Source organism: Sphingobacterium sp. PCS056 (genome assembly GCF_023273895.1).
In the GTDB taxonomy this organism is placed as follows: Bacteria; Bacteroidota; Bacteroidia; order Sphingobacteriales; family Sphingobacteriaceae; genus Sphingobacterium.
In genome coordinates this window covers 4,684,316-4,710,774 of the sequence record NZ_CP096883.1, presented here as the reverse complement: position 1 = coordinate 4,710,774, position 26,459 = coordinate 4,684,316, and the positions used below count along the sequence as shown (strand labels likewise).

The 26,459-nt window shown below is 40.4% G+C and carries 19 protein-coding genes and 1 tRNA gene; 4 read left to right on the top strand and 16 right to left on the bottom strand.

All coding sequences use genetic code 11. From position 1 onward, the window contains the following. Positions 1-167: 167 nt before the first annotated feature. The 9 genes from MUB18_RS19740 to MUB18_RS19700 form a co-directional block, all read right to left on the bottom strand. Positions 168-761, bottom strand: coding sequence for a hypothetical protein (locus MUB18_RS19740; RefSeq protein WP_248754330.1), 594 nt, complete (start codon positions 759-761; stop codon positions 168-170). A 249-nt stretch (positions 762-1,010) separates the two neighbouring features. After that, positions 1,011-1,274 carry a hypothetical protein gene (locus tag MUB18_RS19735; RefSeq protein WP_045756212.1) on the bottom strand — a complete coding sequence of 88 codons (264 nt, stop codon included), beginning with the start codon at positions 1,272-1,274 and terminating at the stop codon, positions 1,011-1,013. Between the two features lie 51 nt (positions 1,275-1,325). Then, positions 1,326-1,769, bottom strand: coding sequence for a hypothetical protein (locus MUB18_RS19730; protein ID WP_248754329.1), 444 nt, complete (start codon positions 1,767-1,769; stop codon positions 1,326-1,328). 130 nt (positions 1,770-1,899) lie between these two features. Then, positions 1,900-2,400, bottom strand: a complete 501-nt coding sequence (locus MUB18_RS19725; RefSeq protein WP_248754328.1) for a hypothetical protein — start codon at positions 2,398-2,400, stop codon at positions 1,900-1,902. A 105-nt stretch (positions 2,401-2,505) separates the two neighbouring features. Then, positions 2,506-3,018: a hypothetical protein gene (locus MUB18_RS19720; protein WP_248754327.1), complete on the bottom strand. Its 513-nt coding sequence runs from the start codon at positions 3,016-3,018 to the stop codon at positions 2,506-2,508. Between the two features lie 269 nt (positions 3,019-3,287). Continuing rightward, complete coding sequence (locus tag MUB18_RS19715) at positions 3,288-4,037, bottom strand: LuxR C-terminal-related transcriptional regulator (RefSeq protein ID WP_248754326.1); 750 nt, start codon at positions 4,035-4,037, stop codon at positions 3,288-3,290. A gap of 160 nt (positions 4,038-4,197) precedes the next feature. Beyond that, on the bottom strand, positions 4,198-4,377 hold the full coding sequence (locus MUB18_RS19710; RefSeq protein WP_045756216.1) for an HU family DNA-binding protein: 180 nt from the start codon (positions 4,375-4,377) through the stop codon (positions 4,198-4,200). A 484-nt stretch (positions 4,378-4,861) separates the two neighbouring features. Beyond that, a complete protein-coding gene (locus tag MUB18_RS19705) occupies positions 4,862-5,356 on the bottom strand; it encodes a GNAT family N-acetyltransferase (protein ID WP_248754325.1) in 495 nt (164 codons plus the stop codon). A 148-nt stretch (positions 5,357-5,504) separates the two neighbouring features. Beyond that, a complete protein-coding gene (locus tag MUB18_RS19700; protein WP_248754324.1) occupies positions 5,505-9,683 on the bottom strand; it encodes a two-component regulator propeller domain-containing protein in 4,179 nt (1,392 codons plus the stop codon). Positions 9,684-9,843: 160 nt separating this feature from the next. Here MUB18_RS19700 and MUB18_RS19695 point away from each other — a divergent pair, with 160 nt between their 5' ends. Continuing rightward, positions 9,844-12,438, top strand: coding sequence for a glycosyl hydrolase 115 family protein (locus MUB18_RS19695; RefSeq protein ID WP_248754323.1), 2,595 nt, complete (start codon positions 9,844-9,846; stop codon positions 12,436-12,438). Positions 12,439-12,933: 495 nt separating this feature from the next. On the opposite strand, the gene MUB18_RS19690 is transcribed toward MUB18_RS19695, so the two are convergent. The 4 genes from MUB18_RS19690 to MUB18_RS19675 form a co-directional block, all read right to left on the bottom strand. After that, positions 12,934-14,253, bottom strand: a complete 1,320-nt coding sequence (locus MUB18_RS19690) for a glycan-binding surface protein (RefSeq protein ID WP_248754322.1) — start codon at positions 14,251-14,253, stop codon at positions 12,934-12,936. 6 nt (positions 14,254-14,259) lie between these two features. Then, complete coding sequence (locus MUB18_RS19685) at positions 14,260-16,026, bottom strand: RagB/SusD family nutrient uptake outer membrane protein (protein WP_248754321.1); 1,767 nt, start codon at positions 16,024-16,026, stop codon at positions 14,260-14,262. A 10-nt stretch (positions 16,027-16,036) separates the two neighbouring features. Beyond that, the gene (locus MUB18_RS19680; protein WP_248754320.1) at positions 16,037-19,216 is read right to left on the bottom strand and encodes a SusC/RagA family TonB-linked outer membrane protein; all 3,180 of its coding nucleotides are present in this window, start codon (positions 19,214-19,216) and stop codon (positions 16,037-16,039) included. Positions 19,217-19,277: 61 nt separating this feature from the next. Beyond that, complete coding sequence (locus tag MUB18_RS19675; protein ID WP_248754319.1) at positions 19,278-19,427, bottom strand: hypothetical protein; 150 nt, start codon at positions 19,425-19,427, stop codon at positions 19,278-19,280. 927 nt (positions 19,428-20,354) lie between these two features. Here MUB18_RS19675 and MUB18_RS19670 point away from each other — a divergent pair. Then, on the top strand, positions 20,355-21,710 hold the full coding sequence (locus MUB18_RS19670; protein WP_248754318.1) for a glycoside hydrolase family 43 protein: 1,356 nt from the start codon (positions 20,355-20,357) through the stop codon (positions 21,708-21,710). A gap of 194 nt (positions 21,711-21,904) precedes the next feature. Here the strand turns inward: MUB18_RS19670 and MUB18_RS19665 are convergent. After that, positions 21,905-21,977, bottom strand: a tRNA-Lys gene (locus MUB18_RS19665). 138 nt (positions 21,978-22,115) lie between these two features. Further along, on the bottom strand, positions 22,116-22,970 hold the full coding sequence (prmC, locus tag MUB18_RS19660; protein ID WP_248754317.1) for a peptide chain release factor N(5)-glutamine methyltransferase: 855 nt from the start codon (positions 22,968-22,970) through the stop codon (positions 22,116-22,118). A 205-nt stretch (positions 22,971-23,175) separates the two neighbouring features. Here prmC and ribD point away from each other — a divergent pair, with 205 nt between their 5' ends. Together ribD and MUB18_RS19650 are read left to right on the top strand one after the other, a co-directional pair. Continuing rightward, entirely contained in the window at positions 23,176-24,222 is a 1,047-nt protein-coding gene (ribD, locus tag MUB18_RS19655) for a bifunctional diaminohydroxyphosphoribosylaminopyrimidine deaminase/5-amino-6-(5-phosphoribosylamino)uracil reductase RibD (protein WP_248754316.1), read from the top strand. 28 nt (positions 24,223-24,250) lie between these two features. Continuing rightward, positions 24,251-25,531, top strand: coding sequence for a DUF2851 family protein (locus MUB18_RS19650; RefSeq protein ID WP_248754315.1), 1,281 nt, complete (start codon positions 24,251-24,253; stop codon positions 25,529-25,531). Between the two features lies 1 nt (position 25,532). Here MUB18_RS19650 and MUB18_RS19645 read toward each other — a convergent pair whose 3' ends face one another. Further along, positions 25,533-26,186 carry an ankyrin repeat domain-containing protein gene (locus MUB18_RS19645; RefSeq protein WP_248754314.1) on the bottom strand — a complete coding sequence of 218 codons (654 nt, stop codon included), beginning with the start codon at positions 26,184-26,186 and terminating at the stop codon, positions 25,533-25,535. Positions 26,187-26,459 lie beyond the last annotated feature (273 nt).

Below are 26,459 nucleotides of genomic sequence, written 5' to 3'. Positions count from 1 at the left end.
ATCAGGATCAAAATAATGATGTATTGTATCTGTTTTGAATTCTGGTAGCCATCAACAAAAAAGCTAATCCTATGATTAGCTTTTTTTGACTTTCCATTTTCGGTGAAAGCAAGATAATTCCTGCAGATGATGATGCTTTTTCAAGATCATATTTTCAAAACTTCAATCTAATCATCACTATTCATAAATTTTTCTAGTTCTTGAATAGACTCAAAACGATCTAAAAAACCTTGGAAATAAGTAGACCACTCATCATTCATGCCTGGATCCTCCTTACTTTCTTCTGTATTTGTAACTTGTCGAATTAATCTGCATTTTAACATATCAGGTGCGGCATAGGACATCATATGGGTCTGGGTTTCTGACCATACTCCTCCTTTATTCATCCATGTGTAACTGAGGTTATTGCCTACAATCATCGTCATTTCTTTAAGAAAGTCATACTTCTCAATTTTCTTGTTGTCAACATTGTAATTGTATCGGGTAGCAGTACCGTTGGATATCCTTACAATAACGGCTAATTTACTGTCTTTGCTATTTTTTAGCACTCCAGCCCAAATTCCTTCGTAAGAATTAGGAGTGGCAACATGTTGTCCTCTTGCAGTTAAGAAAAAGACAGCGCAGATGAGCACAAGTAACCATCTACAATAGTTGGGAGTTTTATAGATGGCGTTGGAATATAACCGTAATTTCTTCCTTTTAAAAAAAATACGGTGAAATCTGTTTTCAGAAATCAAGTCAGTTGAAATTGCTGTTTTCATAGGTAATCAAGTTTAATTGTACAATGAATAGGTCCTGAATTATCAATCCTCTTTGTCCGAATCTCATTTTTTTGGCTAAATGTTTTATTTGAGATTCCTATTTTTTACTCCTACACTCATAAAATTAAGGAGAAAGAACAACAGAAAAAATACTCCAATAGGAGTATATTACATCGAAATATAGGATGAATGGCTGTTGAAGACTACCTCTGAATGGGAATAAAAAATCGCTTTTTGTAGCCTGATTACTCAAAAAGAAAAAGGCCTTAAATCTTCCGTATCCCGAGCTATAGGTACTCCATCGGGATCTAGAATCATCGATTCCTGAATAGCGGTTTTGTGTAGGGTAGCTCCGCTTGCAATCACTTTATATCCATTTTCATACTCAGTGAAATAGCCGCAAGGAAAAGCGTAATAGCCATTCGGTAGAAGAACCCGTGATTCATGTTGGAATCCCCAAGCGATTACTTTTTGATATAGGATATAGTGTTTAAAAGCTTCATCGTAAGTCATATGATGGATTTTTATGCACGCTGTAGTATAAAATTTATTTGCCGTCCAACGTTAATTGCCAAATAATGATTTCCCTCTAAAATCCAGTGTTTGAAGTGTGACATCACTACCACTAAAATTTGCCATTCGTGTTAATTTTTCTCGCATTTCAGTACTGTAATCTGATAAATATAAAGTGATACTAGGCGCAGAATAACTTTCATCATTTGTATTTAATGTTACATAACCTTTTTCTTTGTCTGTTAGACCTAACATTGTTTTCTTAATGTCGGACCAATACATTTTAACTTCATATTTGTCACCGTCATTTCGGGTTTCTGCCCGAATAAAACTATCGGTCATTTCCACCGTGAAATCCTCGCTGCTATAACCGCTAGGATTAACCATCGTAATATATTTCTTATGCTTATTTAGCCATTTTAGTGTTTCTTGTTTATTTTGAGCACTTACGCTTAAAAGCATAATAGAAAATAAGAATGTGAATACGTATTTCATAATTTTTAGTTTATAAGGTTTAATTTTTTATTGCCCGTTTCTTTTAAGTCGTCAACGAATGGAGTGCCATATTTTAAAAAGATCAATCTTTATCTCCTCATCTGTAGTACTGAATTCTTATTTCGGTTTATTATCGTGGAGAAGTATATACAGAGCAGTTTGGCAATTTTTCCTCTATTTTGATAATCTTTTCCAAGATAGCATCTCTGTCCGAATCGTCGTCTTCATCGTTCGGGGACACATAAAGCTCCTTTAATTTATTGAGGTTAGTTAACGCATCTACATCTTCCAATCGGATTTTCGTCTTCCAGACATCCAGGTACTCCAGATCGGTTAGTTTATTGATATCTGGCAAGCAGGCTTTGGTAATTCCTGCATGCTTCATCAGCGTTAGGGTTTTCAGTTGTTTAAAATCACTTATGAATTTAATCCCAACATCCGTAACCTTTGTTTCTTTTAAATAAATATGATGAACAATGGAAACTTTTGCGGCAATCATACCGATGTATTCATCATCAACATCCATATCGTCAATCGCGGTAAAACCAGGCAACTCGAGAGGGATATGTTTGGAATCCGTGATGTGTCTAAAGTGCCACCAAAAATGTTTTTCTGCTCCTTTGAGTTTCATATCACCTTTTATTGTTTTTAATTTATTTGACCAAAATGAATAGCTCGAGAATAAATGGTGATTGCAGGAGGTCACTAAGATAAAGTCTCATAGCGTAAACTCGACTTAAGATACCTCTACAAGTTCTTGAAATAATTCTTCTAACGTATCATAAATCTCATAACCATCATCTCCTTTCATCATGATATACATGACCACCATATCTGATTGGTCTCGACTGGTTTTACCACCTTGAACACTCGTTATATCTACACTATTATCGTCGAGTGTGAGTGCAAATAAGAATGCTTTGTTGCCCCGTTTTTTATCAAGCTCATCGTTCAAGCTTATTTTTTCAATCTTTGACGGATCAAAAGAATAGGTAAGAGTTAGATTCTCATAACCACTTCCCCAAGATGTCACACTGGTAAATGAAACCCATCCTTTCTTACTGGAATGTGCTGCAAAATTCATGTAAGTATGAGTAATGTGCGTAGGACTGTTTTCGCTGGTCATTATGCGAACGTTTTTTACATTTTGAAGCAGGTCATTGATGTTTTTAATGACCTCTGATTTGCTTTGCGCAAAAAGGTTGAAGGAGCATATAACCAATAGGAATGCCAATACTTTAGATTTCATAATGTTTAGATTTATTGATCTCAGATGTAATTACTTATGTTAATCAATCCTAATTGTCAAACTGAATAAGTTCGTTGATGTAGTATCACTTTTCAGATCTAACTTGAAGCGGATATTTGTTTTCTCTAGGTAAATTAAAACAAAATTAAAAACAAAGTATAATGGATAAAATACCCCAAAAGGAGTATTTTTATTGGGCAATAAGAATAGCGTGTTATCATAATTTATTATAAGGGATTATTTCTATAGCTAATATCGATTTAACGATATTAAATCAATCCCTGCAGTGTGCATTGGTTGATGAGTTGCGTAATGTTTTTGCAATCTGTTTTTTCAAGAATATTTTGACGGTGTTTTTTAACCGTAATGGTCGCGATAAATAATTTTTCTGCTATTTCGCTGTTGCTCAGCCCTTCGGCGATAAGTTTCAATATTTGTATTTCTCTTTTTGAAAAAGAAGGTAAAGCTTTTTCCGGAAGGCTCATATTTAGGAAAGAGGGTTCTCCATTGAGACCAATAAGAGATATCTTTCGTGTATTTAAGCTGCTCATATGATCAATTCGCGTATGGATGTTAAGCGATTTACCCGATCTTCCATCTGTATCGATGCTGAGCATGATTGCTTGATGATTTAATAAAACATATTCCCCATTTTTCATTCTGCTTCTGAAGCTATAATTCATTTTGTAACTGAGTAGTTTTTCTGTTGCAATCCGTTCACGAAAAAATCTATTAATAAAGGATTCCGCATTTGCTACAAAATCAACATCATCCGGATGAATGGTAAGCAAAATATCATTGAACGTGACTACCGCGGGATCAAGACCATGAATCCCTTCAATATCACCGTTTACGTGTGATAAAGACATATCATAAAAATCTATCACATAATAATAAAAAGGTCCTGTACTGATTACAGCATTGGTGAGATTGTCAAAACCAATCATAGGGTAATCGGTGTTTTGATGCGCTCTGGTTTCCAGCCAAATGTTATGCAGTTTTTGTAGATCGGTAGTCATGGCTTGCGGTTCAATGGTTTTGTAGTATAAATTAAAAGAATAAATTTCATTTTTCAATACGCTTTTGAGAAAAAACTGGATCAAAGAAATATTGCCTGTCGAAGTAGCTTAACTTTGGCGATCGGTTCTCGCACAAAGCAGATCTAAAAAAGGACAGGTGTTATTTACTTTTGAATACACCCATCAACTTGTATAGCATATCGAATATATTTCGAATACCTTTTCTGTTGGCTAATTCTTCTTGCATAACTACTTCTAGTGCGTCCAATACTTTTTTACAATCGGCAATAGTGACTTGGGACAATTCTGATACTTTTTCTAGTGTTTCTTTTTTGTTCATTTTGTATTGATCTTAGTGACCTTACAAAATTATCGATCTCATAAACGTATTTTTGAAATACGAGACAGAACACTGGTTTTCTGCGATGAAAACCGATTCTTTTACTTGTAATTATCTTGAAATTGTAGAAATAGACGAAAACAAGCTTTTTTCATCTGCTAGAGTGGGGACGGCAATTTCCACATATGATCGTCGAGCTATCTGGGATCGAATACGGTCAACCTTTCTTTCGAATGCTATTGTCTTTAAACAAAAATACGGACCTTGTGAGTCACTTTTCTGATGATCCAAATAGGAGGCTAATATCAACTCTTAATTCGTGGTCACGAACGATCTGATATTTTGTTTGATCGCCGCATGTAGTTATTGAATGGGATAGGATGATAAGGCTCAATATTTAAGTGTGACATTTTTTTAGACTTTAATTGATATTATTTGAAATTTTATTTGGTAAAAAAACAAGGTAAAATTTCATTTATTTTTTTTAAAGTGTTAATTCATATTCCATGTCGTTGTCTTCTAAATCTACGACTTTTATAAATTTAAGACGTTCAAGTAACTTGATTGCTTTGAGATTTTCTTTTGATGTAATGGCCCAAATGCGTGTTAAGCCTATTTCTTTTAGTCCAAAATCAATTGCCAGCTGCATTGCGTTTGTCATAAAACCTTGTCCGCGAAACTGCGGTAGCAACACACAACCTAATTCGCCTTCGCCTTGATCAAGCCCTCGATAGTAACCGCAAGTTCCTACAATTTTATTAGTTACATGATCTATAATACCCCAATGTATGGAATTTCCCTGTCGAATATCCTCATCAATTTTTTCTTGCATAACAACTGCCATTTCAAATGTTGTTGCCTGAATGCCATCATAAAACGAAATATCCACAATGTCTTTAACGTCAGTTGGCATAATCTGGCGTAACGATATTTTGTCGTCTTTTATAATGGGGTAACTGTGATACGGAAGTACTTTCATTTTAGTGTTTTAGAATAACAGTCCATTTTTTTCAGCTTATTCAATGATTTTTTATATCTGCTTTGGAGAGGCTATGAACTGCTAATCATTGCTCTTTCCAGTACCGATATTTAATATTTATTTTAAGATCTGGTGTTTTTACAGCCTTTCAATTTTCCTTGTAGCGATGGCGCTCGATATAATCTGTCGGACTGAGCCCATACATCTTCTTGAATAAGGTCGTGAAATGCGTCTGATTTGTAAAACCAAGGGCATAGGCTACCTGAGATATATTCATTTTTTTCTCCAACAACAGTTTTTCAGCTTGCTGTAATCTGATATTACGAATAAACTCGCCGGTAGAAATACCAGTCAGTGACTTCACCTTACGATGAAGTTGTACACGGCTCAGCCCCACTTCGTCCGCGAGAAACTGCACATTGAAGTCCGAGTTATCCAGATATTGGTTGACCGTTTTGAGTATACGTTCCATCAACTGCTCATCGCTGGATTTGAAGCTGATCGTTTTTATTTTGCCTTCCTGCTGCTGGGCGCCCGAGAACTTTCCCTTAACTTTCATGCGATTTTTGATAAGATTGCGCACAACAAGGTGAAGTTCATCGACCATAAAGGGCTTCGTCAGATAAGCATCTGCTCCTAGTCCAATACCCGCCAAGCGGTCTTCCTGATTAGTTTTTGCCGTCAGTAGGATCACCGGGATATGGTTGGTTGTGCTATTATCTTTGATTTTTTTGAGCAAAGTATAGCCGTCCATGCACGGCATCGCGACGTCGGAGATAACGAGGTCGGGCTGCTCGGCAAGGGCGAGCTGAAACCCATCGCCACCATGTTCGGCAATAAGTACTTGATAAGCCGAAGAGAGTTCGTGATGTAGAAACTTCAGGATGTCCCGGTCGTCATCTATAATGAGAATCTTATAGTCTTTTTTTGGATTGTCAGTTTTCCTAGATAGCACATCAGCAGAAATGCTTTTAAACGCTTCTTCAGACCGAAGGGCACCAATTGGTCCACATATCTCGAGGTCTTCCTTTTGCAGGTGTTTAGTGCCCATCGGAAGACTGATCACAAAACGGCTACCGTTGTTGTCTCTTCTGTTTTCGGCATGTATCGTCCCACCATGCAGTTCGACCAGCACCTTGGTCAGATGTAAACCGATGCCCGAGCCTTGTCTTTGGTAGTTTGTACCGGCGGCGGACTGGTAGTATCGTTTGAATACATGTCGGATATCACTTTTGGCAATACCGGTACCAGTATCGCTCACAACAAGTTCCAATATTTTACGTTCCTTTTCCAGTTGCTGAACAGCCAGCGAAATTTCAATCTGCCCGCCATTAGGTGTAAATTTAAAAGCATTGGAGACAATATTGTGCATGATTTTTTCAAAGCTGTTCACATCTACCCAGAGAGGGATATCGCTGGAATCGCTGTGCACCAAAAGCTGGATCTGATTGTCCAGAGCCTGATCCCCAAATACGCTGATCACCTGCTTGATATAATCCACCGCATTGACACGGGCAAACTTGAGGTTCAGGTGCCCACTTTCCAGCTTTCGGATATCGAGCAGCTGGTTGACCAAATCAAGGATTCGCTGCGCATTGCGATTCATATTTTGCAGCGTGGATCTGGTCTGCGGATCAGCGGCATTTTTCATGAGCTTGTTGATCGGGCTCATCACAAGGGTAAGGGGCGAGCGGATCTCATGCGACACATCGGTAAACAGCTGTAGCCGTAAGGCCTGCAGGCGCTCCAGCCGCCGCTCGTGCAGGTATTTCATAATGAGGAATAAGAGGCCGGCCGCTAATATGAAGTATACGAAATAGGCCGTAGTACTCAAATACCAGGGCGGGAAAATATGTAGCGTCACCAAGAGACTTGGTGAATAAACACCAAGTTTGCAGGCGCGTATTTCGAGCTCATGCTCGCCAGGGGATAGGTTGTTGTAGGTGATCAGATTGACACCTGGCAACGTAGCATTCCAGCTTTTGTTAATTCCCTTGATGCGGTATTCGTAGCGGACATTTTCGGGACTGTTGAAGTCCATCGTGGACAGCTCAAAAGTAAAGCTGTCGTCATTGCTATGGAAAAAGAACTCATTGGCGGCGATAAGATCGTCATGATAGATGACCCTTCCGCTTGGGGCCATACCGGGCTTAATCGGCTGATTTTTGACATACAGATTGGTGATCATCACGGGGTGGGAGTATGTATGCAACTGTATTTTTTCGGGAAAAAATGATGTAATCCCTTGCCTTCCTCCATAGTATACTTTTCCTTGCGTATCCTGAAAGTGTACACCACGGTTGTAGGATCTATCAACCAATCCGTCCCCAGTATAGTAGTTGACAATTTTTTCGGTCTTGGGATTCAGGCAATTGATACCTTTGAAGGTGCTGCACCAAATGTTCCCTTGCTGATCCCAACCTAAGCCAGCTATAACATTGCTGGACAGGCCGTTATTGGTAGTGTAAATGTTGACCGATCCTGATTTTTTGTTGATCTGATATAGGCCGTTATAGGTACCTGCCCAGATATTGCCTGATCCGTCCTCTAATAAGGAGAGCGTAATCTGTTCGGATAGCCTATTAGCTGTGTATTGCGCAGGGAAGCTATTGTCGTCTGGGTCATAACAGCTCAGACCTTTATGGTGCCCCAGCCAGATGAGACCATCCTTATCGCACAAAACAGTTGAAATCCAATCGTTAGCTAATGTGCCTTTTTTTGAATTGCTAATATTCATGCTATAATTATGCGAGACTTTGGTCTCGAGGTCATATTCAACAAAACCCGAACCGAAAGTAGCGATGTAGACCTTGTTGTTTTTGCCGAAGGCAAATGATTTTACTTGTCTTTTTTGGCAGATATTCAGATATGTGGACCGCCCTGTGCTGGGGTCAATCTGCCCCAATCCATTGTCATAAGAGCTGAACCAGATTGTTCCGTCCGCCGCAGTTTCCAGTTTATTGATATCCTGCACTGCATTTATTTGCTGATGTGAGATGCCCTGAGGGTCAGTTTTAAATACGCCTTCGTTCTCCACGCCATACCAAATATTTCCTTGCTGGTCCCGCGTGATCGCGCTGATCATATTTTGAGCTGCTTTCTCCCGGCTTAGGATACGCCAAAACTCAAACTGCTTGCTCTGTACGGGAATAAAAACCAGGCCCCGCTGAAAGCAGCCGAGCCAGAGATTATTTTCTCGGTCCTGCAGCAACGTGCGTATCCGTCCATTTCGGTAATCATTGTCCAGATTAGGCAGCTCAGCATGTGCCGCAATCAGCGGAGTTTTTTCCAGATCCAGATACCAGAGGCCATCCCCCTCGGTCGTGATCAGCAGATGATTTTTGCTTGCTTTGGAAAGCTGGATCTCCGTAACAGTAGACCGGAGCTTTTCCTTGAATTCTACAGCTTCGAATGTATTTTTTTGCGGATCATGTCGGCCGATCTTCGACGGCGATGCGAATACCAGTTTGCCGTCAGCCTGCTGTATGATGTCGTAATTGCCGCCTTTAGGCATGGGGAGTAGGTCGGAAATAACACGCTTCACCTGCTTCTGGTCGGTAGAAACCTGAGAGACGCCCACGCGGTCAATGGCCACCCAGATGACATTGTCGCGGTCTTCAAAGATGCTGCGGGCAAACATACCACCCACCAGTGCATTGAGGCGTGGCAATGATACGGCCTGTTTGCGGTTTACTTGGATAGCGAAGATTCCCCAACCTGATGTGGCTACCCAGATCTGACCGTCTTTTTTATGAATGATATCCGTAATGTGGGGCGCGATCTGATCTGGAAAATTGATGCGTACAAATTTGTCGCTGTTTTCATCATAATACTGTAAGCCGTTGTTGCAGCCTACCCAGAGCTTTTTATCACGGTCCAGATAAAGGATGATGATATTGTTGCTGGATACCGAAGTGCTGTCTTGCACATCATGAAGATATTGTACAAAACGAGTTCCGTCAAATTTGTTAAGCCCGTACTCGGTGCCTGTCCAGATGTAGCCGTGTTTGTCCTGACTGATACTGTTGGTCAGATTGGAAGAGAGTTCACCAAAGCCATAATCCCTATTGTCATAGATGCGCGTCGCTTGTCCGTGTGCATAGAGTACAAAAGCAAATAATAATATGACTGTCGAAAAAAAATCCCTCCGCATTGGTTTTATTGGTTTATTCTGTTGAAGATACATATTATCGCGCAATCCTGAAAAGAAAAAGGAAGGCTTCGGTAATGAAATCGCTGCTTTTAGCGGTTGTGAAACAAATTGAAATAAATATGAAACATCACCGATTAGTGCCGTAACAAAGCCCAAAAGGAATGTAACATACATATATGCTGCTACCTGTAAGGATGACTAATTTTAAATTCCTGAAATGTGGTAATATCATTGGTCCGTTAATGTTACTGTAACACGATTGGCAGGGCTGCTGTATGGTACTGAATTCAGGTGAGCTAAAATACCAATTCTAAATATTGTAAATAAGATTATCATGTTATTTTTGAATAAAACTGACTGGTCTGCTTTTAGGATCTGTGCAAGCTTTTTGATCGGTCGCGGTCATCGTAACATCCTATTGGTCGCAGTGCTGATCTACTGTTTTTCGGAGACTGCTCACGCTATGCTGCGCAGCACAGCTGATACTGCCGCTACAGGCTTTGTGGTGCAGACCGCACGGCCCGGTTATCTTTCCCTGGTTAAGGATGGTGTGCCGCTACCCATGCTTGTCGATCCACAGGATCACAGGGGGGTACTGCGTGCTTTCGATAATCTAAAAAAAGATTTTGTGCGGGTCACGGGCAACAGCTCCCATCAAAAGGGGAGCGGTCAGTCTAAAATAATTATCGGCACCTACGGCCGCTCGGCTCTGATCGACAGTCTCGTGCGTAAAGGCCTTCTGGACAGCAAAGAGCTGGCCGGGAAGCGTGAAAAGTTTGTGATGACAGTGGTCAAACAGCCGCTTCAGGGAGTTGAATCGGCTCTGGTCATCGCCGGTAGCGACAAACGTGGCACGATCTACGGAATTTATGAACTTTCGGCCCAGATTGGCGTATCACCTTGGTATTATTGGGCAGATGTACCCGTGCGGAAAGCGTCGCAGCTATATGTTAAGCCTGGAGTCTACACGCAGGGGGAGCCAAAGGTCAGATACCGCGGCATTTTTCTGAACGATGAAGCGCCGGCATTGAGTGGTTGGTCCAAGGCAACATTCGGCGGATTTAATGCGGATTTCTATGAAAAGGTATTCGAACTGCTGCTGCGTCTTAAGGCCAATTACCTTTGGCCTGCGATGTGGGGGAGCGCATTTTATGATGATGACCCTAAAAACGGGCCGCTGGCTGACGAAATGGGTATCGTGATGGGTACTTCGCACCACGAGCCGATGGCGAGGGCACAAGCGGAATGGAAACGCTACGGAAAAGGTGGCAGCTGGGACTATGCTAAAAATAAGGCCGGACTGCAGGATTTCTGGCGAGGCGGTATGGATCGAGCGCGAACCTGGGAGTCTATCATTACCATAGCCATGCGCGGTGACGGTGACGAACCCATGAGCGAAAAGGAGAATGTAGGACTACTGGAACAGATTGTCAGGGATCAGCGCCGTCTGATCGCCTCCGTTACAGGCCGACCTGCTGCCGAAACGCCACAGCTCTGGGCCCTTTATAAAGAAGTACAGGACTATTACGATAAAGGTATGCGGGTGCCAGACGATGTGACGCTGCTGCTCTGTGATGACAATTGGGGTAATGTCCGAAAGTTGCCAGAACTGGATGCCAAACCCCGAAAGGGCGGTTATGGGATGTATTACCACTTTGACTATGTGGGTGCCCCCCGCAATGCTAAATGGATCAATGTGTCCCAGATCCAGCGTGTATGGGAACAGATGAATCTAACCTACCGACATGGAGTAGACCGCATCTGGATCGTTAATGTCGGTGACCTCAAGCCGATGGAGTTTCCCATTTCATTTTTTTTAGACATGGCCTGGGATCCAGACAGGTTTAACGCAGGCAACCTTATGGCTTATACGTACGACTGGTGCCGGCAGCAGTTTGGTGAAGCCTATGCGGCGGAAGCCGCCGGAATGATCAACCGTTATGCCAAATACAACCATCGGGTTACACCCGAACTACTGAATGATAAGACGTTTAGCCTGATACATTATAACGAATTGGACAGCGTAGTCAACGACTATAAGACGCTAGCCATGGAAGCCTCGCGTCTCCATTACCTGCTACCGGATTCCTTGAAAGATGCATTCGACCAGCTCGTGGCTTTTCCAATCAATGCTTGCGCCAACTTGTATGAGATGTACCATGCCAAAGCCATGAACGACTACTGTTATGAGCGGAATGATCGCAGGGCAAATGACTGGGCCGACAGGGTAAAGGCCTGCTTTCGGCGTGATTCGCTTTTTACCGAACACTACAACCATAGCATCGCCAAAGGCAAATGGGTACATATGATGGATCAAGTACGCATCGGCTACAGCAGCTGGAATGAACCGGCGAAGGCAATCATGCCCAACGTTCGCTATTTGTCTGAGCCCGTCGCTCCTCCTGCGGCCAAGGTGTTTATGGAGACGGATGGTTACATAGCCATGGAGGCAGCGAGCTATAGCGCAGCAAGCAGTGCTCCTGGGGTGGAGTGGACGGAGATCCCAGATTTGGGAAAGACGGTATCGGCTATGACAACATTACCACCCACGGTCAGCCTGGGAAACAATACTGCCCTAGAGTACAAAATCCGTGTGAAAGAAAAGCGGCAGGCAAAGGTCATCGCATTATTTTCGCCTACGCTCAATTTTAATGGAAACAGAGGATTGCGCTACGCAATTTCCATTGACGGAGGGCCCGAAACGCTGGTCAACTTTAATGGACATTACAAGGGCGAGCTGGGGCAGTGGCAGGCACGCCGCATCATCGAAAGTGTTTCGTTGCACTACTTGCTACCGGGAGACCATACCCTCAAAATCCGCTTTTTGGATCAGGGTATCGTGCTGCAGCGCTTACTCATAGACCTGGGAGGACTGAAACCCTCTTACCTCGGTCCGAGGGAGAGCGCAGCGTTAAACAGCCACCATTAGCGCGTCGCCAGTACCTAATTTTTATATATAGATGGCTAATACTCCTGCCCCGTGTCTAACAGTAGACATCGGGGCAGGAATGGGTGTGGCATAACCGAAAATTCGACGATGCACTTGTGAATAACAATATTAATCAACAGCACGTGTTTGCTTCCTACAATAAAGATGTAAGGTAAGATCAGCATTCCACGTGTTGCGGGACTGATCTACCGCAACATTTGTGGATAAACTTGTGCCAGAACAACGCCTATAGCTAGACCTCAGTAATGGGGACAGCAATAGAGCTTATGTCGGAAATACACAGCACAAAGGCTTTCAACTCTCCTTCAATCGAGCTATGATCAACACTGTAAATGGGTGGAAATAAGAGGTAAGGTTTTAAAAGGCTACGAAACATGTTTTACAGATGTTTTCTTCCAAAAATAATCCGCCCAGGAATTAGTGATAATTCTGGGCGGAAAGGATTGATAATGGAGGGATGATATGACTGATTTGTTATTCTAAATTTGTTAAGGGAACAAGCCTGAAGTTTGCCATGTACATTTGGAAATTCTTTACGGCTTGTGGCGTATGGCCATCTTCGTTGAGATCGTAATTAACATAGCCCACTAAAGACTCGAAGCCATTTGTTTGCAGTGATGTCGAATAGTCTTTTAGCGAACTCATGGCTAGAGTTGGAAAGTCGCTAAATTTGAGTGTGATCGTTTTCCACCCATTGTCAAATTTAAACGGATTTAATTCGACACCGCCCGAAACTAATTTTTTCCATTCCCATGCTGTAATATTATAGAGATAGGCATAATTCACGCCACTTCTATTTTTATTCATTTTAAACGGAATAGCACCTGATATCCATGGTGACGGCATATAGAGTTCAAATTGTATCGCAAGATTTTCAATCGAGGTGGTTCCTTTTATATCGCCATTTTTTTCAATCAATGTGTTGAAAGCTTTATAAGCGTAAAATTTAAAGAAGTTACCGCTTATACCATTGTTTGCTGCTACAGGTATATCTGTTTTTGTAGCTGGGATAGCAATCACGTTTTCTGGATTGTGTTGAAGGCCTGTCAATGCTGCAATATCTGCTGGATTTGAGTAGATTCTGATCCCGTTATTGCCACCAGCAACCATGGCCTCTTCAGTAAAAGTCTTTAGAAAAATTCCATTCTGGAAAAACATATAAGGAGCTGACGAATATCGTTCATTATCGATATCAATTGTAATACGTCCATATTTTTGTCTATCGATGTTTTCTGGAACAATCACTTGTAAGATTGAATCATTGGCCGATCTTATGGTTCCTTTTGTTGAATCAGGAAAGGTGATGACACTAGCCTCTTTCAGATTTTTCCCATAGATCTCAATAACATCTCCAGCATAGGGCATGGTATAGGATATTCCACTGATCGATGGAATTTTATCTGGATCTCGAAAAATGAATCCCTCAAAACTGGTTTGACCTGTTGCGGTAACAAGCTGGATGGTGTTCAAACGTGTTTGGTCCGCGACGTCACTACCTGTCGGTATGGTCTCTGGGACGTTGATGATAATGTCAGTGTCGGTCACGTAAATAGGTATAAAAGGTACCTGCGTTCCGTTAAAATAGACGCGCTGTAACCCAGTAAAACCATTGCCGTGAATACGGATCCAATTATTAAAAAAAATAGAAGATATCTGGGTGGTTTCTGTATTTCTGCTGTGTGACCAGATACCTGTCACCTGTATGCTGCTGCTAGATGAATCTTTTTTGCATGAAAAAAAACTATAACATATCAGCGCTAAGATAAATATATATGTAATTCTCAAATTTCTCATATCAAATTAGTTAAAGTCATAATTTATGGGAGCTGAGGTCAGTTCAGGATCGGTAGTTACATCTGCAGATGGATAGGGCAAACACCAAATATTGGAGGTTGCACCCACTGCATGCACATAAGATCCTGCTGGCAAGTTATGTACCACGGCCTGGGGTTTGTAACCACTCTGGGCGCGAGGAGAGTTTGTCCAGCCTTTGCCTGTCGGATAGAGTAGAGGATCGTACGTATAAGCCCAAGAGGCATAATTGGTAAAAGGGGTTTCCGCATCGCTATCTTTTAGCTTATTGTTTAGAAAGTTGAGGACCCAGTCCATGTCGTAAAAAGATCTTCTTTTAAGATCAGTCCAGTAGATCGTTTCATAAAAAAACTCCAGCCTTCTTTCCGTAAATAAGTTGTCTCGGGTAATAGTGGTTGCAGGTACGAAGTTCTGGATATTTTTGCTGAACGCTCTTTCCCTCACTTTATTAAAGTAAGCTAGCGCGACTGCATCATTAGTCTGTTGTTGTTTTCCGAGGGCAGCCTCAGCGTACATAAGATAGATTTCGGACATCCGTAACATAGGCGATACTAAACCAGTATTGCCTTGAACGGCTGCACCATCGGTGTCTTTACTACTGCCGACGACGAATTTTTTTAGATTGACTTTCGTTTTACCGCTAGGTACAGTCCAGCTTCCAGCGCTTAAGTGAGTTCCTATATAATTGTAATTCTGTCCAGGAACCGCAACACTTCCTCGCATTCTGGCCACTGCACCATCATCAACAAAAGACTTGAGCATATCATAAGAAACAAATATCGTCCCGCCTCCATTTAAGTTGCCTGTTAACTCCCTATTGTAGGCAAGATCATTCAATGGACTCGTATATCCCCATTCAGTAATACCAGGTATAAATTGAATGCCAAATAGTGTTTCCGAATTATTATTGTTTTGAGTTCGCCACAGTTGTTCAAAATCGGGCAACATGGAATAATACCCGCCTTCAACCACTTGTTGACAGAGTTTTTTTACCTGTTCGAAATAGTTATCTGCCAATCCGCTGTTGCTTCCTGCATTGTTCCGGCTTATATAATCGTTTGAGAAATGGTTGCCCATCGCATAATTTGCTGCCATGAGGTATATCCTTGCCAGCATCCCACGCGCACTATCTTTGGTCACTCGGCCTTTTGTATCGGCATCTTTGAGGTATTCGGATGCAAATATCAGGTCGTTAATGGCGTATTGCACCACATCTTCAAAGCGATGTGGTGGTGTCAAGGGATTTAATGTATGGTTTCGGGGATCGTCTATAATGGGTACATCATGCCATAAGTTGGCAAGGTACCAGTAAGCAGCTGCACGCATAAAACGCGCTTCAGCTTCACATGCTTTTGCCTCCGATTCGTTTACACCATTCTCTATCGCTGTCTTCACATAATCATTGATGATGTAATCAGCTTGGGTAATCACAAGGTATAAAGATGCCCAGGAGTTTGCGATATTATTGTAGTTGGCAACTTCAGAGAATAGGGCTGTTGTTATCAATTCACCTGTCACCCCGTCAACATATAAATTACCAGCTCTGGCTTCTGTAATTTCTCGTACTGATGTGTTGGTGGTATACCACGGTCGACAGTATAGAAATGCTGTTGCGCCACGTAAATCTGCTATGTTTTTAAATGATTGTGTTGCCTGCTTCTGTGTTTCTGATGTTACATCAAGGTATTTTTCGCAACTGGAAAAGCCTAATAGAGCAGCGCAGGCTAATGGAATATAATAAAATGCTTTTTTCATGATCAAATCGTTAAAAAGTGATGTCTAAACCTAATGTATATGTACGTGGTGAAGGGACAAAACCGCCGTCAACACCGTAGCGAAGCATACTTTGACCCGAGCTGGAGCCCACCTCCGGTGTATATCCTTTATACTTTGTGAAGATGAACACATTTTGTAGATTAGAATACACACGGATATTATTGATATTATACCTAGACAGGAATTTGGTCGGAAACCGATAACCAAGTGCAATATTCTGTACTCTCAGGAATGTGCCATCTTCTACAAAGCGGTCACTAAATATGCTATTTTGGGCATCTCTGACGGATATGCGTCCCAATTCTGGATCTGAGCCTGGTAACACGTAAGCATTCCATACGTTCGTGTTTTCTGCATTACCGTCGTGATAACCGATTTTTGCATAATTGGCAACATCTTTTCGGACGTTGCTATAAGTTCTGGGGTTATCCAACGAAGTCCTTAAAATATTAAAGATTTTATGTCCGAAGGAACCATTCAAAAATACAGTGAGATCAAAGTTTTTATAATTGAATGTATTGTTAAAACCAAAGGTGAATTTGGGCAGCGGGCTTCCGATCAATGTCATATCGGCGTCGTTGATGATGCCGTCCTGATTCAGATCTGCATACAGGATATCACCCACATAGGTAGAAGTTGCCAGTCCTTCATTATTGACAATATCACCGATTCTATTTTTAAAAGTCGCAGTGATCACAGTGCTAGTTCCGTCACCATTGTCTTTCAGATAGTCGCCAGCAGTGTTGATGCGGCCAACCTGTTTGTATCCGTAAAATTGCGAAATAGGCTGGCCCTGCATGGTCTGTGTGATGATGTTGGTTCCATTGGAATAATCAATCTGCTGGATTGTCGCTGTAGTGGTATTCATCCGGGTCACCTTATTTCGATTAAGGGTAAATACCAGTCCACTTCGCCAATTGAAATCTGGTTTTTTGATGTTATGTGTATTGAGGGAAAACTCAATTCCTTTGTTTTGTATAGCACCAATATTATAATAAGGAGGAGCAGCAGAACCAGGAGTATTGCCACGGGTACCAGTAAATGAGGGTAACGACAACCGAAGCAGTAGATCATCTGTGATTTTGTTGTAAGCATCAAAAACCAGTTCGACACGTCGTTTTAAAAAACTCAGGTCAAAACCTACATTCCAGGATCTTGTTGTCTCCCATGTGATATTTTCGTTCGGAATATTTGAAGTTGAATAACCGACACCCCAATTGTTGGTGAGGGTATTAGCCAAAATGGCCTGATAAGCAAAAGCGTCTACATTGGCATTTCCTACAGCGCCATAGCTTACTCTAAATTTGAGATCATCAATGGTGTTTTTCAAAGGAGAGAAAAATCTTTCCTGAGATACTCGCCATGCGAGCGCTGCCGAAGGAAAATTTCCCCATCTATGACCTCTTGCGAAATTGTGCGATCCATCTCGCCGAAATGTGGCTGTAAAAAGGTATCGGTCATCATAATTATAGGTACCTCGCGCCAGGAAAGAAACCCGTTTTGTTTCATTGGAATTCCCCGCATTCGAATCATACTCTGCGTCCCCAGCGTCGAGACCAGGGAGCTCGCTTGAGCCATATTGGCGCTCACCCATTAAAAATTCATATCGGGTGGCAATGACTTCATGCCCGAGCATTAATGTTGTTTTGTGCTTTTTACCGAAATCTTTGTTGAAATTAAAAAGGTTTTTGAGTGACCAGAAGGTATTGAAGGATTTCTCATGCCTGGTTTCGGCGTTGGATTTGATCGAAGCGCCAAAAGCATAAGCCGGTAAAAACTGCTGATAGTTATTTGTATTGCCTTCGCCAGTAAGCTCGGATCTAAAATTCATCCATGTCGTGGGTTTAAATTCCAGATAAAAATTTCCTCGTCCTCCAAATTGAGTACGATTACGTTGGTTGAGCTGTGCAATTGCCAAAGGGTTTGAAAATCCCAGATTATTGGCATCGTACTCGGAAGAAGGTCCTCCAAATGTGCCATCGGCGTTGCGAACAGGGATGGATGGTGTTTGAAGCAGGGAGCTTCCTACAACACTCCATGATGAAACTGCCGTAGCTTGCTTGGTGTAATTTCCATTGAGTACAGCTCCCATTTTTAACCAAGGACGTAATTCGGTTTCCTGATTCAACCGGAAAGTGAATCGCTTAAAACCTGACCCGTAGATCATTCCATCTTGATTGAGATAACCAGCCGAAACTGCATAATTGGAGATCGTGTTTCCGCCTCTTACAGCGATATCATAAGTTTGTAGATTCCCCACTCGATAGAGTTCGTCTTGCCAATTTGTTCCCTCGCCTAAGTACTCTGGGTGAGCAAAGTCTGTACGATGGCCATAGCCGAGCACATCGGAGAAAGCATTGTGGTGTACAGCATACTCCCTTAGGTTCATCATTTGTATCTTTTTTGGGAGCTCTTCCAAACCATATTTTGTATTGAAATTGATAATGGGACGAGCATTTTTCCCCTTTTTCATGGTGATAATAATGACACCATTTGCGCCCTGGGCGCCATAAATCGCCGAAGCAGATGCATCTTTAAGCACCTCGATACTCTCGATATCATTTGGGTTTATCCCTGCAAGTGCATTCACGTCGTTATTACCTGTCTGCCCACTCATAATGACTCCATCGACGACGTAAATAGGTTCATTCGTACTGTTGATCGAGTTTATTCCCCGGATTTGAATAGAGCTTCCTCCGCCCGGAAGACCTGAGTTGGATGACATTTGCAAACCTGCTATTCGCCCCTGAAAGACCTGATCTATCGTCGTGGGTACCGATTGCTGTATACTCTCTGAGCTGATGGACGAAACAGCACCAGTAAGATCACTTTTTTTCATGGTACCATAACCCACGTTGACGACGACTTCGTCAATTTTCCTCGTGTCCTCTTGTAGAATAATGTCGATCGTCTTACGATTTGAAATCGCTACAGTGATGGATTGATAACCTACACTCGAAAAGCTCAGATTTGCATTTTTTTGTGCTCTTATTGTATAAAATCCATCTTTGTTCGTCTTGGTTACCGTACTGGAATTTTCGATTCCTACTGTGACGCCGATTAATGGCTCGCCTAATGTATTTTTAACGGAGCCCTCTATCTGTGTACTTTGTCCAAATGCATACACACAAGTAGACAGAAAGAGAATGATTAATAGTTGAATTCTCATAATTTAAATAGGTTAGCTTGTTGTTCAGATTTTTCTTTCTGAAAAGAATCTTGTCTTCGATCTAGTTTCTAAACCAATTATTACTGGTATAAGAAACGACGTTAATTTGTGATGCACCATATTGCAATCGATTGTCAACAGCTGTCAAAAATCGGAATGGTACAGTTCGTCGGAGCATAGGAATTAGTATTCCTGCATTTGGATTTTTCATAACTTTATTAGAATTTATAATTGGTTTTAGGACTATTACTTTGACATGTGTCGAGTGCTACAGCCCTTATGATTATAAATGTCGTAATAACATTTTAAAACTGAAATATCTCCTTGTTTCATAAACATTGTTTTTTGTTACATCGCTTTTAACTCACTGTTACACAGGTGTGAAATGTGGTTGGAAATTCCACTTTATAATTTTCGGTGATATGTCCAATCTTGTCTAAGATACCAACAGAGGTAGTAGCATGTCGATTTCAAATCGGTCTTTTAGTAGTTAATTCAGTGTTAATTAATTTTTTACAGATGTCGGCAGCGGACTCGCTAGCAGAGACGGGAAGGCGCCGAAGCACTTTGCCATAGCCAGGGTAGGGTCAGTATTTTATCGGGTCAAAATACCGCGCGTTGAAGGGAATAACATGAAGCATTTTTTAATATCCGTTTCTGATAATTTAAACTATGTACCCAATAGGAGACCATTCTTTGGCTATCGTTCAGTTACAAAGGAGTTTCGAAGTCATTTCAAAATGATTCATTTCATGTCTTAAAATATGACTTTTATCAGCTATTTAATATATTCAGACATTTTCCAAGGATATTAATTTTTTTAAATATTTATTTTTGGTTTTGCTTCTGTTGAAAATTATTGAGAAAAGCATTAATAAATAAATTAATTTTTGATCAGTATAAACTTGTATTACCGTAAATAACTTAAACACTGAATATGATACATAGAATAAAAAAAGGAATGCTCATCCTATTATTGTTGTTTATGACGCAAATTGTCCATTCTCAATGGAAATTCCAGCACACGGCGTACTTTTTTATAAACTAAGCCGAATACAGTAGTTCTAACCTAATTGAGCTTATAAAGTATAATAAAATATAAATCTAAAAATATCATTAAAACCAATTGACCAAATAAATGATGCGCTATTTACTCATATTGATTCTGACAGCAACTTTAACAAGGCTATTTGCTCAAAATCCAATTATACAGACTACCTACACCGCCGACCCGGCACCAATGGTTTACAACGATCGACTTTATGTCTATACGACACATGATGAAGATAAATCCACGTGGTTCAATATGAACAATTGGCGCGCTTATTCGACCAATGATATGCTGAACTGGACCGATCATGGTAAAATACTTTCATACACCGATTTTGAATGGGCCAAAGGAGATGCTTGGGCCGCACAATGTGTGGAGAAAAATGGTAAGTTTTATCTTTATGTTCCGGTTATCTCCAAGCTGAACAATCGTGGTGCGATAGGAGTCGCAGTTGGTGATAGTCCTTTGGGACCATTTTATGATCCATTGGGTAAGCCACTCGTGCAAAGTGAATGGGGAGATATTGACCCTACCATTTTTATTGATGAGGACGGGACAGCCCATATGTATTGGGGTAATCCAAAATTGAAGTATGTGCAATTAAACGAAGACATGATATCTTACACAGGACAGATTATTGAGGTGCCAATGACAGAGGAAGCGTTTGGAAAAAGAAACGACAATCCTGAACGCCCGACCAAATATGAAGAAGGCCCGTGGTTGTATAAGCGTAAAGAGTTGTATTATTTGTTTTGGCCAGGCGGGCCGCTTCCCGAGTTTATTGGTTATTCCACCAGTAAAAGCGTAAAAGGTCCATGGAAATACAGCGGTATTGTTATGCCTGCAGAAGGTGGATCATTTACTAACCATCCCGGTGTTATTGACTTTCGCGGTAAGACGTATTTCTTTTATCATAATGCGGGCCTCCCGGGTGGAACTGGATTTACGCGTTCGGTATGTGTACAAGAATTAACATTTAATACCGATGGAACTATTCCACAGGTTTCAATGAATGAAGGGATAAAAAAGGCTATCGCAACATTAAATCCGTATGAGTTGACTCAAGCAGAAACCATTGCATGGTCAAAAGAGGTGAAATCTTATCAAAACAATAAAGTGGGCGTATTTGTAAAAGCCAAAAAAAGTGGAGCTTTTACTGCTGTTAAAAATGTTGATTTTGGTCATGAAGGAGCGGTATCCTTTTTTGCACGGGTAGGAACGACTCATAACAGCGGTGTCGAAATGCAGATTCGATTAGGATCAGAAAATGGTCAGGTTGTGGGTTCTGTTAAAATTCCATTGACTGGAGGCGATGATCGTTGGGCAGCAGTTGACATCTCCTTAGAGAAAAAATTAAAGGGAATACATGATCTTTATTTTGTTTTTCTGGGTAAAGCTCCAGAAGATATCATGTTTTTTGATTGCTGGAAATTTGAGAAATGATGGTGATTTTTATCAATCATTTTTAATGCGGCACTTTTTCTTGAAAAAAATGCTGTTGAAGAGGATTTGTATAAGTATGTAACATTAGAATCCCTAACATCTTTAAACAGAAAAAGGTCGAACCCATCCCAACACTTCTGTTCTCATCCCATTGGATACAAAAAAAGCTTCACAGAGTGTGAAGCTTTTTCTTGTGATCCCGCTGGGATTCGAACCCAGGACCCATACATTAAAAGTGTATTGCTCTACCAGCTGAGCTACGGAATCCTTTCTTTTTGGAAATAAATCCGTTTCTGAAAGTGATGCAAAGGTAGAAAAAATAGTGATATGTGCCAATTTTTTAAACAATTTATCTTAGATTATTTTGTTACTGTTTGGTAATGAAATAATTAATTTTTTATTGCCCTATTTTTTCGCATGTATCATTCTTGGGTTTTGTTGCATATCATGATATAATTCTACCATTTTAAACCCTTTTTTACGAAGCATATCAACTGTTTCATCCCCATAATATTGATTAATTTCAAAATATAGATCCCCATTGGCCGTTAAATGTTTCAACGCGAATGAAGCGATTGTCTCATAAAATAGTAAGGGGGCAGTTTCTTCCACAAAAAGTGCAAGATGTGGTTCAAATTCCAATACGTTGGGATGCATTTCCTCTTTTTCTTTAGGTGTGATATAGGGAGGGTTGCTAACAATGATATCATATTGTTGCGATTGAAAAATATATTCCCACTCCAAAATATCTGCATTGACAAAGTTAATAGGGGTATCCAATCGCTGTGCATTGCGTTTAGCTGTTTCTATTGCTTCTTTAGAAATATCTAATGCGGAAATTTGAGCTTCTTGTAGATGTCTTTTCAGTGAGATCGGAATGCAGCCCGATCCAGTGCCGATGTCGATAATGCGCAATGGCACCTGATCTTTGTGATTGCGGATAATCATATCGACCAGTTCCTCTGTTTCTGATCGAGGAATCAATACAAAAGGATTGACTTCAAAAACTTCACCATAGAAATCGGCTTTTTTCAAGATGTGCTGTATGGGTTTTTGCTTCACTAGGTCATGTAGAATTTGTGACATACGTAAGCTTTGATCTGCTGACAATACGAGATCTTTATTTAAACTGTACTGCATTCTGGAAAGTCCTAAAACATCTTCAATAACGATATAGAAGATGTTTTTGATTTCTTCTGCGTCATAAAATGTAGCGAGATCTTTTTGGAACAAGCTGTCGTAGGTTTGTAAATTTTCCATTCCTCAAACTTAGATAAATTTGTTTTATTTACCATAATAATTGCAATAGATGGCAAACAATTATTCCTTCAAGTCTTTTTATAGAGCACTCAAGTTGTTGTACAATGAGCGTTATTTGGTATCTGTATGGACAATTATATGATCGTTAAAAATTCGCTATAAATCTTGTGTTTTCTGTTCTAGTATTGTTTTGATACTTTTGTGTATGAATATGCAAGAAAGCTACATGCGCAGGTGCTTAGAATTGGCCATTTTGGGAGCAGGTACTACAAGTCCCAATCCAATGGTAGGTGCGGTTATTGTCTGTGAAGATCAAATAATTGGAGAAGGCTACACCTCACCTTATGGTGGAGCGCATGCAGAAGTAAATGCTATTCAGCAGGTATTGGACCATTATGGAGATGATGCAGCAGCAAAATTAAGACAGTCAATTTTCTATGTTAGTTTAGAACCTTGTGCACACTTTGGTAAGACGCCTCCGTGTGCAGATCTCATTGCAAAATATAAACCGCAAAAAGTTTATATCGCCTGTTTGGACCCGTTTGCTCAAGTAGATGGAAAAGGTGTGGAAATTTTGAAAAATGCAGGTGTGGAGGTCGAAGTAGGGCTTTTGAAACAAGAAGCGCTATGGTTAAATCGCAGGTTTTTTACACGCGTTCAAAAACATCGTCCCTACGTCATTCTCAAGTGGGCAGAAAGTGCTGATGGCTACTTAGGAAAAGAAGGTGAGCAAGTGTGGATTAGCAATGCAGCGAGTAAGCAATTGGTTCATAAATGGCGAGCAGAGGAAGATGCAATTTTAGTTGGGACCAAAACCGCATTAGTCGATAATCCAACTTTGACTGTGCGCGAATGGCAAGGGAAAAATCCGAAACGGATATTGATCGATAAATTACTGACTGTACCAAAAGAAGCTGCGATTTTTAACGATGAAGCTGAAACCATCATCTTCAATGCCGTTAAAACGGAGTGGTCTGGTCATAATAAATATATTGAATTGGAAAATTTTGACTGGTATTTACCACAAAATATTTTATATCAATTGTACCTGATGGACGTTCAATCGATCATCATAGAGGGTGGGGCGAAGACATTAGCTTTATTTATTGAAGCAAATCTTTGGGATGAAGCCCGAGTAATTAAAAGTACCAAAAACTTAAGAGAAGGAATCAAGGCACCTCACCTGCATGGAATATTAAAAGAAAGTGTACAAATTTCAGATGACGAATTGAAAATATTACTTAATATGTAAATTCAGATTATTTGATTATCTTTAGGTTATGACTATTCCTGAAGATCTTTTGCAATTCATATGGAAGTTGCGTCTTTTTCAGACAGACCAATTAAAAACCGTTCATGGTGATCCTATTCATGTTGTACAGGTGGGGGAGCAGAATAACAATGCTGGCCCTGATTTTTTATTTTCAAAAATCCGTATCGGAACAGTCGAGTGGACTGGAAGTGTCGAGATTCATATGCGGGCATCAGATTGGTTTTTACATGGACATCATCGTGATCCTCAATATCACAATGTGATTTTACATGTCGTGTGGGACGATGATCAAGACGTATATTATAAAGATGGCTCGCTGATACCAACATTTAAATTGGCAAACTATGTTTCAGAAAAATTGCTGGACCAATATCAACGTCTGATGGAAGGGCAGCGGTGGATTCCCTGCGAAAATCAACTTCATCAATTGGATGCTTTCAAAATCGAACATTGGATAGATCGTATGGCGATCGAAAGGATGGAAGAGAAGTCCCAGGCGATTTTGGTTCTATTGGAACAATTTGACGGGGATTGGGAAAAGACTTTTATTGTTTGGCTGTTCAGAAGTTTTGGATTTAAAGTTAATGCAAAAGCATTTGAAGCATTGGGTGAACAAGTTTCTACTTTATTAGTGCAGAAATATAGACGTGATGCCCTTAAAATAGAAGCCATGATCTTTGGGCAAGCGGGTTTGTTAAATACAAATTTTAATGAAGAATATCCCCTAAAGCTACAACAGGAATACAATTATCTAAAAAATGCACATGATTTAAAAGAAACTCATTTTCCTTTGTTGTTTTCAAGGATGCGACCGCATAACTTTCCTACTATACGTTTAGCGCAATTGGCCAATTTATTGCAACATGATCGCATGCATCTCCAAGAAATTCTAAAGGTTGAAAAACTGAATGATTTTAGAGTGCTAATGGATCAGATTCAAGTGGCGACGTACTGGAAAACTCATTTTAATTTTGGAAAACAATCTTCTTTGATCAGCAATCATCGACTCAGTACAGTAAGTCAAAATATAGTGATCATAAATGCTTTCATCGTATTTACCTTTTCCTATGGAACATATATGGGACTCGAAGAGTTCAAAGAGAAAGCAATGTATTGGCTAGAAGAATTGCCTGCTGAGAACAATAATATCATCGATAAATTTGAACAAATGGGCGTATCATGTTTACATGCAGCCCACTCTCAAGGATTGCTGCATATTAAAAATAGATATTGCGATTTCAAGCAGTGCTTAAGTTGCGGTATAGGTCTGGAACTGTTGAAAAGATAGTCTAAATTTCTTTCAGTATTTCTGCAATATCACCGTAACCTTTTGATGCGGCTAAATCTGAAGCAGTTTTATTATTCATATTTTTTAATTCGATGCGCGCGCCATTTTCCAGAAGTAATACAATTAATTCAATATTTCCCTGTTGGGCGGCCAGATGTAGTGCAGTCTGACCATTGCTCGGTATACTGTTGACATCGGCACCAGCTTCTATAAGCAATTTACTGATGGCATTATTTTTATTTAAAAGGGCGATCTGTAAAGGATACAAACTTTCTTCATTTTGTGTAGGAATGTCTGGATCGGCTTTGTGTGTCAGTAAAATTCGGACAGCCTCTTCTTTATTAAAATGTGTTGCTAAGGCAAGTGCAGAATAACCATGTGTTGAAATTTCATTCACAACCGTAGGCAATTGCTTAATCATAGCCTCTATGTAGTTGTTTAAGCCCGCAGCAACTGCTTCATGTATATTTAAACCTTGGTTATGTTGCAGCAGCACGCGTATGATTTGAGGTTTATGAAAATAACAGGCTAATAATAATGGCGAAATCCCATGACTGGTCTCTTCTAAGATTAAATCGGGATTATTGGTTAATAGTAAATCCAAATCCCTACTATTTCCAGATTCGATGTATTGTTCTAATATACTTAAGCTCATTTTTTCGTATTATACGGTCTTATCGGACTCTAAAATAGAAAAAATATATGATGGAAATCTGGATTTTAAAAAAAATATCAAGATTAATTTAAGCGTTAATCGCTGTGATCGAGCAATTATTTGCGCTCGATCGTGGACTTTTTTAACCTTCTTATTTTCAAAATGTAGCCTTTAAGCCTCATCTGTGGAGACGTAGCTACAGTACACCCCTTTTTTAATAAAATTCTTTTGAAATATTCACACGAATGGTATATTTGTATATGCTCATCCCAA